Here is a 12,847-nt window from a genome sequence, read left to right as displayed (position 1 = left end):
CGCACAAACGGAGGCCCTTGTGTCACAGGTGGAGGGCGCTTAGATCCAGTCGCGCGTAGTCCATCTCGCCATGCTCGCCTTTGGGCGGCACATGATGGACTTTCATGATCTGATCGCCTTGCAGGGTTTCGAGGTGGATATCAAAGCCCCACAGACGATGCAGGTGTTTGAGGACTTCGTCGGTGGACTCGCCCAGGGGTTTGCGGTCATGTTGTTGGTGGCGCAGGGTGAGCGAGCGGTCACCGCGCCGGTCGATGCTCCAGATCTGCACGTTGGGTTCGCGATTGCCCAGGTTGTACTGAGCGGCCAGGGTTTCGCGAATGATGCGGTAGCCGTTTTCGTCATGAATGGCCGGGACCAGCAAGTCGTCTTTCTGATCGTCGTCCATGATGCTGAACAGCTTGAGGTCGCGGATCACTTTAGGGGACAAGTATTGCAGGATAAAACTCTCGTCCTTAAAGCTGCTCATGGCGAACTTGATACTCGACAGCCAGTCGCTGCCGGCCATGTCCGGGAACCAGTGATAATCCTCCTCGGTGGGTGCTTCGCAGATACGCCGGATGTCGCGGTACATTGCAAAACCTAACGCGTAGGGGTTGATACCGCTGTAGTAAGGGCTGTCGAAGCCGGGTTGAAACACGACGCTGGTGTGGGACGTGAGGAACTCCATCATGAAGCCTTCGGTCACCAGGCCCTCATCGTAGAGGTCGTTCATCAGCGTGTAGTGCCAGAAGGTAGCCCAGCCTTCGTTCATGACTTGGGTTTGGCGCTGCGGGTAAAAATACTGAGCGATTTTGCGCACGATTCGTACGATCTCGCGCTGCCAAGGCTCCAGCAGCGGAGCGTGTTTTTCGATGAAGTACAGAATGTTTTCCTGCGGTTCATCGGGGAAGCGAGCGTTGTCTTTTTCGCTGAACTTGTCTGCGCCTTTGGGAATGGTGCGCCACAGATCGTTGATCTGTTTTTGCAGGTGCTCTTCGCGGTCTTTTTGCCGGCGGCGCTCTTCCTCGGCAGAAATCGGATACGGCCGTTTGTAGCGATCGACCCCGTAATTCATCAGCGCATGGCAGGAGTCGAGCAGGTCTTCAACAGCATCAATGCCGTGGCGTTCTTCGCACTGCATGATGTACTGCTTGGCGAACACCAGGTAGTCGATGATCGAGCTGGCGTCGGTCCAGGTGCGAAACAGGTAATTGCCCTTGAAGAAGCTGTTGTGGCCGTAGCAGGCGTGTGCGACCACCAGCGCTTGCATGCAGATGGTGTTTTCTTCCATCAGATAAGCGATGCACGGGTCTGAGTTGATGACGATTTCGTAGGCCAGCCCCATCTGCCCACGGGTGTAGGACTTCTCGGTGCTCAAGAAGTGTTTGCCATAGGACCAATGGTGATAGCCCAGCGGCATGCCTACGGAGGCGTAGGCATCCATCATTTGTTCAGCGGTGATGACTTCTATCTGGTTGGGGTAGGTGTCCAGCGCATAGCGTTCGGCCAGGCGTCCGATCTCACGGTCATAGGCCTGAATCAGTTCAAAGGTCCACTCTGAGCCAGTGGAGATGGGATGGCGTTTATTCTCTTTGGCGGTCATGTCACTAACCTGCGCTGGAAGAGTTCACGGAAGACCGGGTAGATATCGCCGGCCGAGACCAATTGCTGCTGGGCGAAGGTGTCGCTAAACGCCTCGCTGATGCGTTCGTACTCGTACCAGAGTGCCTGATGCTCGCGTGGGGTAATTTCCACGTAAGTGTAGTACTGCACGAACGGCATGATCTGGTTGATCAAAATGTCGCGGCAAATGGGGGAATCGTCGTTCCAGTTGTCGCCGTCGGACGCTTGGGCGGCGTAGATATTCCATTCGTTGGTGGGGTAGCGCTCAGCCATGATCTCCTGCATCAGTTTGAGTGCGCTGGACACAATGGTGCCGCCGGTTTCCCGGGAATAGAAGAACTCTTCTTCGTCCACTTCACGGGCGCTGGTGTGGTGGCGAATAAACACCACGTCGATCTTGTCGTAGTTCCGTTTCAGAAACAGGTACAGCAGGATGAAAAAGCGCTTGGCGATGTCTTTGGTGGCCTGCGTCATGGAGCCGGAAACGTCCATCAGGCAGAACATCACGGCTTTGGAGCTGGGGTTGGGTTGTTTGACCAGCAAGTTGTACTTGAGGTCGAAGGTGTCGAGGAACGGCACGCGATGAATCCGCGCGCTGAGTTTCTCGATTTCGCTCTCTATTTCTTTGATATCGCCGAAGTTGTCAGGCTCTTCGCGCTTAAGTCGCTCCAGTTCAGCTTTGGCATCTTTAAGCTTTTTACGGCTGCTGCCCGTCAGCGCGATACGCCGCGCGTGGGCTGAGCGCAGGGTGCGAATGATGTTGATGCGGGACGGGTTGCCCTCATTGCTGATGCCCGCGCGTACGGTTTTGAAGGTGTCAGTGCCGGTCAGGTTGCGCTTGACCAGGTTGGGCAGTTCGAGGTCTTCGAACATGAATTCGAGGAACTCTTCCTGTGTGATCTGGAACACGAACTCATCCATGCCTTCGCCGGAGTTGCCCGCCTTGCCAGGCCCGCCGCCACCGCCTGAGCCGCCTTGCGGGCGCTGGATATGTTCGCCGCTGGTGAACTCCTTGTTGCCGGGGTGGACGACGGTTTGCTTGCCGCCACGGCCATGATGGAGCACCGGCTCGTCGATATCGCGGCCTGGAATGCTGATTTGTTCGCCATGCTCCATGTCCGTAATGGAGCGCCGACCGACCGCTTCTTCGACGGCCTTTTTAATGTGGTCGCGATAGCGGCGCAGGAAACGCTGGCGGTTTACCGTGCTCTTGTTCTTGCCGTTGAGGCGTCGATCGATCACATAGCTCATAAGCCCTCCGGGCAGCTTCAAGGGGGAGCGGCAAGCTGCAAGTTGAAGCGCTCCCGGTGTGGGGCTTATGCGCTTTTTACGTGCAGCCTGCTGCTGGGTGCCTGGCGCTGCATCACTGCGATTTTCTGACCCGCAGGTACCACTCGGAGAGCAGTCGTACTTGTTTGTCGGTGTAGCCGCGTTCGACCATTCGGGTCACAAAGTCGTTGTGTTTCTGTTGATCCTCTTTGCTCGCCTTGGCGTTGAAGCTGATGACCGGTAGCAGGTCTTCAGTGTTGGAGAACATTTTCTTCTCGATCACGACCCGCAGTTTTTCGTAGCTGAGCCAGGTCGGATTTTTGCCGTTGTTGTTGGCACGGGCGCGCAACACGAAGTTGACGATTTCGTTGCGGAAATCTTTCGGGTTGCTGATACCGGCCGGTTTTTCGATTTTTTCCAGCTCCTCGTTGAGCGCCACGCGGTTGAGGATTTCGCCGGTTTCGGGATCGCGGTACTCCTGATCCTGAATCCAGAAGTCTGCGTAAAGCACGTAGCGGTCGAAGATGTTCTGTCCGTATTCGCTGTAGGATTCCAGGTACGCGGTCTGGATCTCTTTGCCGATGAACTCGATATAGCGTGGTGCCAGGTACTCTTTCAGGAACCGCAGATAACGTTCGCGGGTTTCAGGCTGGAACTGTTCCTGCTCGATCTGCTGTTCGAGCACATACAGCAGGTGCACCGGGTTGGCGGCAATTTCGTGCGGGTCGAAGTTGAACACCTTGGACAGGATCTTGAAGGCAAAGCGGGTCGACAGGCCGTTCATGCCTTCGTCTACGCCGGCTGTATCGCGGTACTCCTGAATGGATTTGGCTTTCGGATCGGTGTCTTTGAGGTTTTCACCGTCATACACGCGCATCTTGGAGTAGATATTGGAGTTTTCCGGCTCTTTGAGGCGTGACAGTACGGTGAACTGAGCGAGCATCTTCAGGGTGTCAGGCGCGCAGTGGGCTTTGGCCAGCGAGCTGTTGAAGAGCAATTTGTCGTAGATTTTGACTTCGTCGCTGACGCGCAGGCAGTACGGCACTTTGACGATGTAAATCCGGTCGATAAACGCTTCGTTGTTTTTGTTGTTGCGGAAGGTGTGCCACTCCGACTCGTTGGAGTGCGCCAGCAAGACTCCGGTAAACGGAATCGCCCCCAGCCCTTCGGTGCTGTTGTAGTTACCTTCTTGAGTGGCGGTAAGCAGCGGGTGCAGCACCTTGATCGGCGCTTTAAACATTTCGACGAACTCCATCAGGCCCTGGTTGGCCCGGCACAGTGCGCCCGAGTAGCTGTAAGCATCGGCGTCGTTCTGTGGGAATTCTTCGAGTTTGCGGATATCAACCTTGCCCACCAGCGCAGAAATGTCCTGGTTGTTCTCATCACCCGGCTCGGTTTTTGCCACCGCGATCTGGTTGAGGATGGAGGGATAGAGCTTGACCACGCGAAACTGGCTGATGTCACCGCCAAACTCGGCCAGCCGTTTGGTGGCCCACGGCGACATGATGGTGCTCAGGTAGCGCTTGGAAATCCCGAAGTCTTCTTCAAGGATGGCGCCATCTTCGGTGGCGTTGAACAGCCCCAGTGGTGACTCGAATACGGGCGAGCCTTTAATGGCATAGAACGGCACCTTCTCGATCAGCTGTTTGAGCTTTTCGGCCAGCGAGGACTTGCCGCCGCCCACCGGGCCGAGCAGGTAGAGGATTTGTTTCTTTTCTTCCAGCCCTTGGGCGGCGTGGCGGAAATACGAGACGATCTGTTCAATGCATTCTTCCATTCCATGGAAGTCAGCAAAGGCCGGATAACGGCGAATCACTTTGTTGGAGAAGATTCGCGACAGGCGAGAGTTGGTCGAGGTGTCCAGCAGTTCCGGTTCACCGATGGCCAGCAGCAGCCTTTCGGCGGCAGAGGCGTAAGCGCTTTTGTCGTTTTTGCACAGCTCAAGGTATTCCTGGAGCGTGAGCTCTTCTTGGCGTGTGGATTCAAAGCGTTGTTGGAAGTGGCTAAAAATACTCATGACGTCACCTCGCTCGATACGTGGAGCCGGCGATTGATCGGTCAGTTCGAGTGCTGGCATGCAGCAACGTTGCAGTCGCTGTGTACCCCCCAGGACACCATCAAAGGGGCTAACCCTTTGAAGTTACTACTGATGATCCATACGCCGGTGTACCGGCTCTCCCCAGATTCGGATGGCCTGAGCTAAAGGATAGTTGGTTATGGGAGAGGTCAAGGCGAGATGCGTGATTTGTTGCGTTAGACCGTTGGTCTGGCGGGGCGCCAGCCCACTGAATACGCGGGCTTGGCGTTTATTAAAAATTATTCGGCAGATCCTTCGCACGTTTCTTGCGGAAAAGTCGTGAGCCATAGTTCGAAGCCACCGTCCAGGCTGTACACCTCGCTAAAGCCTTGGCCAACCAGATAGGCCGCTGCACTTTGGCTGGAGTTGCCGTGGTAGCAGGCGACGATCAGTGGCGCGTCTAGATCGGCTTTGGTAATGAAGTCGTGCAGCGAATGGTTATCCAGGTGTTTGGCGCCAGTGATATGTCGGGCGGCAAAGGCTTGCGGGTCGCGGACATCAACCACTACGGCACCCTTTTCGCGCAGTGTTTGGGCTTGCTGGGGCGGGATACGTTTGAATTCGGTCATGGGAAATTCCTGTGGCCTGACTACGGGCGCGTGGGGGCTGCGCCCAAAGGTTGGAAAGGGGGGTGAGCCGTGACAGGGGCCGCAAGGTGGAGGTCGTCGCAATCGCAGCTTAAACGCTGGCCGGTGTCGACATTGAGCAGGGTCATGGCCCCGCCCCAGACGCAACCGGTGTCGAGGGCGAAAATCCCCGGCTCCTTGCAGTGGCCTTCCAGTGCGGCCCAATGCCCGAAGATGATCTTCAGGTCTTGAGTTTTACGTTCTTTGTAACTGAACCACGGTGCGTAACCGGGTGGGGCGCTGCCGACGCCTTCTTTGCTTTTAAGGTCGAGTTTGCCGTCGCGGGTACAAAAGCGCATGCGCGTGAAGTAGTTGGTAATCACCCGCAGGCGTGCGATGCCGGTCAGGTCGTTGTCCCACTTGGCCGGTTCGTTGCCGTACATGCCGTCGAGAAAAGGCCCCAGCAGGTTGTCATCCCTTAGTGCATGTTCCACTTCGCTGGCGTACTTGAGGGCTTTTTTCAGGCTCCACTGCGGTGGAATGCCCGCATGGACCAGTGCGGTATTGCGCACCAGGTCGTAGTGCAGGAGCGGCTGTTGGCGTAGCCAATTGAGCAGCTCGGCGCAATCCGGGGCGTCAAGGATCTCGCGCAGCGTGTCGCCTTTTTTCAGGCGCTCAATATTGTGGCCCACTGCAAGCAGGTGCAGGTCATGGTTGCCCAGCACGCACACCAGCGATTCGCGCATGCGGTACAGATAACGCAGGGTCTCCAGTGACTCGGGGCCACGATTGACCAGGTCGCCCACCAGCCAGAGGGTGTCTGTGGTCGGGTTGAACGCAACCCGCTCCAGCAGGCATTTAAGCGGTTGCAGGCAGCCTTGCAGGTCGCCAACGGCATACACCGTCATCAGTGCAACGCTCCGGGTACAGCGAGGCGGAAGGGCGCGATGGTGGCTTTGAACTCATAGTCGTCAGCCTGCATCAGGTAACTGCCTTGCATGGTGCCGACCTTGGTCGTGATGACCGAACCGCTGCTGTAGGTGTGCTCTTCACCGGATTGAATCAACGGTTGAAGGCCCACGACCCCTGCACCACGCACTTCTTCGACGTGCCCATCGCCATCGGTGATCACCCAATGACGTGACAATAATTTTGCAGGCACAGAGCCGTTGTTCTTCACCGTGATGGTATAGGCGAAGGCATAGCGATCCTGATCGGGTTGGGATTGTTCTGGCAAGTAACGGGTGACGACGCTGACGTCGACCTGATAGCGGGGATCAGACATTCTGAAGGCCTTACTTGAATGCGGAGACACAGCTTGGGATAAAACTGATGCCTGAGTCTAGGCCAAGACACGGGTACTAGGCCAGATGTGGCCTGTACCCGTTTTGCGCGTTCAATCAGTCGGCAGCGGGCGCTGCGACCGGTTGTTCGCTGAGCTTGTCAGCCAGGCGCACAAAGGCGGCGAGGTCGAGTTGCTCAGGACGCTTGCTGCCATCGACACCTGCGGCTTCGATTTCAGCGTTGCTGAGCAAGGCTTTGAGGGTGTTGCGCAGGGTTTTGCGACGCTGATTAAAGGCTTCGCGAACCACGCGTTCCAGCAGGCGATGGTCTTTGGCCGGGTGCGGAAGGACTTCGTGCGGCACCAGGCGGACAATCGCGGAATCAACTTTAGGCGGCGGGTTGAATGCGCCCGGCCCTACGTTGAACAGATGTTCGACGCGGCAGTGGTACTGAACCATGATCGACAAGCGACCCCAGTCACCACCGCCTGGCCCTGCGGCCATGCGCTCAACCACTTCTTTTTGCAGCATGAAGTGCATGTCGCGAATCAGCTCGGCGTTTTTCAGCAGGTGAAAAATCAGCGGTGTGGAGATGTTGTACGGCAGGTTGCCCACTACGCGCAGAGTGCGCGGTGCGGCGTTGAGGCTTTTGAAGTCGAACTTCAGCGCGTCACCCTGGTGCAGGGTGAAGTTGCTCATGCCGGCAAACTGCTGGTTCAGGATCGGGATCAGGTCTTTGTCGAGTTCAACAACGTCGAGCTGGCCGCCGCTGTCGAGGATGCCTTCGGTCAATGCGCCTTGGCCCGGGCCGATTTCCAGCAGTCGGTCGCAGGCCTTGGCATTGATGGCACGCAGAATGCGGTCGATAACACCGGCGTCATGCAGGAAGTTTTGGCCAAAACGCTTGCGCGCCTTGTGTTGGTATTGCTCGTTCATATACGGGTCTCGGCCATCTGGTAGGCGGTTTCCAGGGCGACTTGCAGGCTGCCGGTGTCGATCTTGCCGCTGCCCGCCAGGTCCAGGGCAGTGCCATGGTCTACGGAGGTGCGGATAATCGGCAAGCCCAGGGTGATGTTGACGGCGGCGCCAAACCCTTTGTATTTCAGCACGGGCAGGCCTTGGTCGTGGTACATCGCCAGCACTGCGTCGCAGTGTTCCAGATATTTGGGGGTAAACAGAGTGTCAGCAGGCAGCGGGCCACGCAGGTCCATGCCCTCGCTGCGCAGTAGCTCCAGGGTGGGTTCAATAATGTCGATTTCTTCATGGCCCAAATGTCCGCCCTCGCCAGCGTGGGGGTTGAGCCCGCACACCAGGATGCGCGGTTGGGCGATGCCGAATTTGTGTTGCAGGTCGGCGTGCAAAATACGCGTAACGCGCATCAGTCGCTCGGGGGTGATTGCATCGGCGACCTGACGCAGCGGCAAGTGCGTTGTTACCAGCGCCACGCGAAGTCCGCGGGTGGCCAGCATCATCACCACTTGTTCAGTGCGGGTCAGGTCGGCGAGGAATTCGGTATGGCCGCAGAAGGGAATGCCGGCCTCATTGATCACGCCTTTGTGTACCGGGGCGGTGATCATGCCTGCAAAGTCGCCATCGAGGCAGCCTTGGGCAGCGCGGGTCAGGGTGTGCAGCACAAAGGCTGCGTTGGCCTGGTCCAGAGTGCCCGCCGTGACAGGGGCGTGCAAAGGCGTATCCCAAACATACAAACTGCCTGCTGGCGCCGGATGCTCAGGCCAGTGGCTGGGGCTGACCGGCAGCAGGGTGACAGCCACACCCAGCTGCGCGGCCCGCTCAGTGAGCAGGTCGCAGCTGGTGATGGCAATCAGGGGATGTGGCTGGTGTTGCGAGGCGAGTAGCAGGCAAAGGTCTGGACCTATGCCTGCCGGTTCGCCGGGTGTCAGTGCAAAACGCGGGTTTTTCACTGTGTTGCCTGGTCGGCGTTCTCTTGCGAGGTGGCGCCAGGCAGTTTGATCTCTACATAGGCTTCATCGCGGATCTGACGCAGCCAGGTTTGCAGCTCTTCGTCGTACTTACGGTTACGCAGGGCGTTCATGGCCTGTTGTTCGCGTGCTTGAGACGTGCTGTCAGTGGCGCGGCGGCCAAGCACTTCCAGTACATGCCAGCCGTATTGGGTCTGAAACGGCTTGGACAACACGCCTTGCGGGGTATCAGCCATGGCTGCGCGGAACTCAGGCACCAGCGAATCCGGGTTAACCCAGTTCAGATCGCCGCCGTTAAGCGCAGAACCCGGATCTTCGGAGAAGGTTTTAGCCAAGGTCGCAAAATCTTCGCCCGCTTCGATACGGTCGTGGATTCTTTTGATCAGCTCTTGCGTCTGCGCTTCGGTACGGATTTCGCTTGGCTTGATCAGAATGTGGCGCACGTGCACCTCGTCCACCACCACAGACTCACCGCCACGTTTGGCATTGAGTTTGAGGATGATGAAACCGCCTGGCGTGCGAATAGGCTCAGTGATGTCGCCCACCGGCATTTCACTCAACAGTCGGTCGAACGGTGGTGGCAGTTGAGCCGCTTTACGCCAGCCCATGTCGCCACCTTCCAGCGCGGTATCGCTGCCCGAGCGTGCGATTGCCATTTGGCCGAAGTCAGCGCCTTTTTTCAGCTGGTTGTAGATATCAACCGCTTGTTTGTAGGCGTTCTGGATCGCTTCCGAATTCGCGCTTTCAGGCGTTGGAATCAGGATGTTGGCCAGTTGGAACTCTTCGGACATTTGCATCTTGCCCAGATCGGACTTGAGGAAGTTTTGCACTTCCTGATCGGTCACCTGAATGCGCTCGGCCACACGGCGTTGACGCACACGGCTGATGATCATCTCGCGACGGATCTGGTCACGGGCATCTTCATACGACAGGCCATCACGAGCCAGCGCCTGACGGAACTGGTCAATGGTCATGTTGTTGCGCTGGGCAATCGTGCCCACAGCCTGGTTCAGCTCTTCATCGGTGATGCGAATGCCCGAGCGCTCGCCGATCTGCAATTGCAGGTTTTCGACAATCAGGCGCTCCAGCACTTGCTGATCCAGAACGCTGGCAGGCGGTACGCCCTGACCGCGCTTGGCGATGGTCTTCTGAACTTCCTGAACGCGTTGGTCCAGTTGGCTCTGCATGATCACGTCGTTATCGACGATGGCCACAACTTTATCCAGAGGCTGAACCGCGGCGTGAGCCGCGGTACCCAGGAACAACGCGCCCAGCACTAGCGGGCGCAGACACTCAGAAAGCTTGATCTTCACGTTCACGATAACCTTGGATGCCTTTGTCGAGGAAGCTCTCTACTTTGGTGCCAACAACGCCACCGAGACCTTTCAGCACAATTTGAAGGAAGAGACCATGGTCGCCCTTCTCGTTTTGAGGGGCTTCTTGGGTGTATTCGTCGTTGGAGACCCAGTAACGGTTGATCAGACGAAGTTTCCAGCAGCAGTTGTCGTACTCGAAACCACCGAAGGCTTCCAGTGTACGGTTGCGGTTGTAGTCGTACTGCCAGCGGCTGATCACGTTCCACTGCGGCACGATCGGCCAGATCACCGAGAAGTCGTGCTGCTTGATCTTGTAGTAATCCTTGATGTAGCCAGGCTGGCCTGGAGACAGGTAATCGCCTCCGCCAACGGTCCACTTACCGGTGTACTGGTCGTAGCGAACCTGGTCGTTGCGATAGCGGAAGCCAGCGTTGACCACCTTGTTCGGGTTGTCTTCAGGCTGGTAGTGCATCATCGCGCTGCCAGAACGCGGGCTGCGGGTTTCCGGGTCCCAGTTGTAGTCAGCGGTTGCACGCCAGTCGCGGTTGAAGCGGTAGGCGTATTCCAGTGCATACGGGGAAACGTTGGAGGTCGCGTCCTTACGGTCGTCGGAGATGCCCGGCAACTGAACTTTGCGGTCCTTGAAGTAGTAGGCCTGGCCGACGCTGACGCGTTGGCGTTCAAAGCCGTTGTCTTCGATCCAGCGGCTGGTTAGGCCCAGCGACAGTTTGTTCTCGTCACCCACGCGGTCCGAACCGGTGAAGCGGTTGTCACGCCACAGCGAGGAGTAGCTGAACGTGCTTTCGCTGGTGTCGAAGATTGGAATGTCGCTTTGATCGCGCTCGGGCACATACAGGTAGAACGCACGAGGCTCAAGGGTTTGGCGATAGTTTGTGCCGAACCATTGAGTGTTGCGGTCGAAGTACAGGCCGCTGTCGATACTGGCGATCGGGACGCTACGGGTTTGAGAGCTATTGTATTGCTCCCCTTTCAGCAAGGTCTGTTTGCCTTTGGTGTCCAGATCAAGATCGTACTGGGTGTACATGTACTTGAGCGATGGAGTCACGTAGCCGTAGCTCGCGGTCATCGGCAAGCTCATGCTCGGCGCAAGGTTCAGGCGCGTACCATTGGCGCGGGCCAAGCCTGCGACACGGGTATCCAGTCGGCTAGCGACCGTGCCGTCTTCGTTGGTGTAGTCGCCGTTTTCCAAGCTGCGCTCAAAGCGAACAATCTCGGTGTCGTATTTGAAGTCCAGACCGCCCGGGTGGTACGGCAATGCACCGTTGAAGGTGATTTGCGGCAACTTGTTGTACGGCGTGATCTGGGTAACGGTGGCCATTTGATAGGCCTGAGCATTCAGTGTGGCGTTGTAGGTGTCACCACGGTAGGTCACCGAACCTTGCTGGTTCACGTATTCGCGGCTTTCAACCCCGATCTGATCGCTTTGCAGGTCCTGGAAGTAATACGGGTCGCTGATCTTGGTGTAGTCGACCTGCGTCAGTACGCGCGAATCCAGGCCACCCTTGTGCTGCCAGTTGAGCATGTAGCGGGTGTCTTTGTAGTCGGTCTGGTCTTTGCGCTTGTCATCCTTGTCGTTCAGATAAGCGGCACCAAACTGACCTTCGCTCGACTCGGTCAGGTAGCGGAATTCGCCTTCCATCAACAAGCCGCGTTTGGTCATGTAGCGCGGGTACAACGTGGCGTCGTAGTTCGGCGCCAGGTTGAAGTAGTACGGGGTCACGAGCATAAAGCCGGTGTCGGTGCTGCTGCTGAAGGACGGCGGCAGGAAACCGGACTGACGGCGGTCGTCGATCGGGAAATAGATGTACGGGGTGTAGAAGACCGGAATGTCTTTAACCCGCAACGTCACGTTGGTGGCCGTACCGAAACCGGTGGCCGGGTTCAACGTGATGTTGTTGCCCTTGAGTTGCCAGGCATTGCTGTTCGGTTCGCACGTGGTGTACGTACCATCCTTGAGGCGGATGATGGCGTTTTCGCCGCGCTTGGCGTACAGCGCACTGCCGCGAATGCGCGACTTGTGCAGGATGTATTCAGCGTTGTCGACCTTGGCTGCGCCGGTGTCGAGCTGAACATCGGCGTGATCGCCGACAATCAACGCACCGTTGTCACGCAGACGGACCTTGCCGTTCAGCTCGCCCCGGTTTTCAGCCTGATACAGGCTGGCTTCGTCGGCTTCGATCTGCATGCTGCCCTGACGCATGACAACGTCACCGGCCAGCGTCGCGATCTGCTCTTCCTGCTGGTAGCGGGAAGCCTTGGCGCCGATAAAGGTCGGGGAGTCGCTTTTGCTGGTCGGGTCATTCATGCCCGGACGGATTGGCTCGATGTAAGCGCCCGAGCAATACGGGCCGGTTTCGGCCAGTTGTGCAGGGGTCAGCTTGTCGCGCTCCACCCAGTCAAGGTGACTGTAGTCGGCACTGCGCGCTTTCAGACCACGGCCTTTGGCTTCTGTCACCAACGGGGTCTGGGCGACTTGCTCGATCGTCTCGCCACTGGCGCCGACCGATGCATCGCTGTGAACCGGGCGCGGCGGCAATTGAGCCGTCGTCGCTTTCGGTGCGCAATCCCAGCCGCCCGAAGCCGACACGGAACAGTCATACTGCTCCTCGGCAACAGCGAATGGCGCAGCTAAAGGTTGCATGGCCAGCAAACTGCCGGTTACCAGCAACGGAAATTTTTTACGAAACGCGGGGGATTTCAATGCCATCTTATTAGTCCGGGCTTCCTGCGTGCCATCAGCCCGCGGTGGGGGACCGCACGCCTCTCGATG

Annotated in this window: 10 protein-coding genes; all 10 read right to left on the bottom strand. The window is 57.6% G+C overall.

Annotation, left to right across the window (positions count from 1 at the left end):
* Positions 1-22 precede the first annotated feature (22 nt).
* Positions 23-1,585, bottom strand: a complete 1,563-nt coding sequence (locus AP059_RS11215; protein ID WP_048364228.1) for a SpoVR family protein — start codon at positions 1,583-1,585, stop codon at positions 23-25.
* The gene (locus AP059_RS11210) at positions 1,582-2,856 is read right to left on the bottom strand and encodes a YeaH/YhbH family protein (RefSeq protein WP_059765271.1); all 1,275 of its coding nucleotides are present in this window, start codon (positions 2,854-2,856) and stop codon (positions 1,582-1,584) included. Before AP059_RS11210 ends, AP059_RS11215 begins: the two co-directional genes overlap by 4 nt.
* A 112-nt stretch (positions 2,857-2,968) precedes the next feature.
* Positions 2,969-4,891 (bottom strand): PrkA family serine protein kinase, encoded by a 1,923-nt coding sequence (locus AP059_RS11205; protein ID WP_048364230.1) that lies wholly within the window; start codon positions 4,889-4,891, stop codon positions 2,969-2,971.
* 299 nt (positions 4,892-5,190) lie between these two features.
* Positions 5,191-5,520, bottom strand: a complete 330-nt coding sequence (gene glpE, locus AP059_RS11200) for a thiosulfate sulfurtransferase GlpE (RefSeq protein WP_059765269.1) — start codon at positions 5,518-5,520, stop codon at positions 5,191-5,193.
* Positions 5,521-5,540: 20 nt separating this feature from the next.
* Positions 5,541-6,425, bottom strand: a complete 885-nt coding sequence (locus tag AP059_RS11195) for a symmetrical bis(5'-nucleosyl)-tetraphosphatase (RefSeq protein WP_059765267.1) — start codon at positions 6,423-6,425, stop codon at positions 5,541-5,543.
* Positions 6,425-6,802 (bottom strand): Co2+/Mg2+ efflux protein ApaG, encoded by a 378-nt coding sequence (gene apaG, locus AP059_RS11190; protein WP_059765265.1) that lies wholly within the window; start codon positions 6,800-6,802, stop codon positions 6,425-6,427. The genes AP059_RS11195 and apaG overlap by 1 nt, the downstream gene beginning before the upstream one ends.
* A 115-nt stretch (positions 6,803-6,917) precedes the next feature.
* Positions 6,918-7,736 carry a 16S rRNA (adenine(1518)-N(6)/adenine(1519)-N(6))-dimethyltransferase RsmA gene (gene rsmA, locus AP059_RS11185; protein ID WP_048364234.1) on the bottom strand — a complete coding sequence of 273 codons (819 nt, stop codon included), beginning with the start codon at positions 7,734-7,736 and terminating at the stop codon, positions 6,918-6,920.
* Positions 7,733-8,722 carry a 4-hydroxythreonine-4-phosphate dehydrogenase PdxA gene (gene pdxA / locus AP059_RS11180; RefSeq protein WP_059765262.1) on the bottom strand — a complete coding sequence of 330 codons (990 nt, stop codon included), beginning with the start codon at positions 8,720-8,722 and terminating at the stop codon, positions 7,733-7,735. Before pdxA ends, rsmA begins: the two co-directional genes overlap by 4 nt.
* Entirely contained in the window at positions 8,719-10,059 is a 1,341-nt protein-coding gene (gene surA, locus AP059_RS11175) for a peptidylprolyl isomerase SurA (RefSeq protein ID WP_059765260.1), read from the bottom strand. Before surA ends, pdxA begins: the two co-directional genes overlap by 4 nt.
* Positions 10,034-12,784 (bottom strand): LPS-assembly protein LptD, encoded by a 2,751-nt coding sequence (locus tag AP059_RS11170; RefSeq protein ID WP_059765259.1) that lies wholly within the window; start codon positions 12,782-12,784, stop codon positions 10,034-10,036. The genes surA and AP059_RS11170 overlap by 26 nt, the downstream gene beginning before the upstream one ends.
* Between the last annotated feature and the right edge of the window lie 63 nt (positions 12,785-12,847).

This window comes from Pseudomonas sp. TAA207 (genome assembly GCF_001529285.1).
GTDB classification, from domain to species: domain Bacteria; phylum Pseudomonadota; class Gammaproteobacteria; order Pseudomonadales; family Pseudomonadaceae; genus Aquipseudomonas; species Aquipseudomonas weihenstephanensis.
The sequence above is the reverse complement of the archived record's forward strand: the minus strand, read 5'-3'. Positions and strand labels throughout refer to the sequence as shown.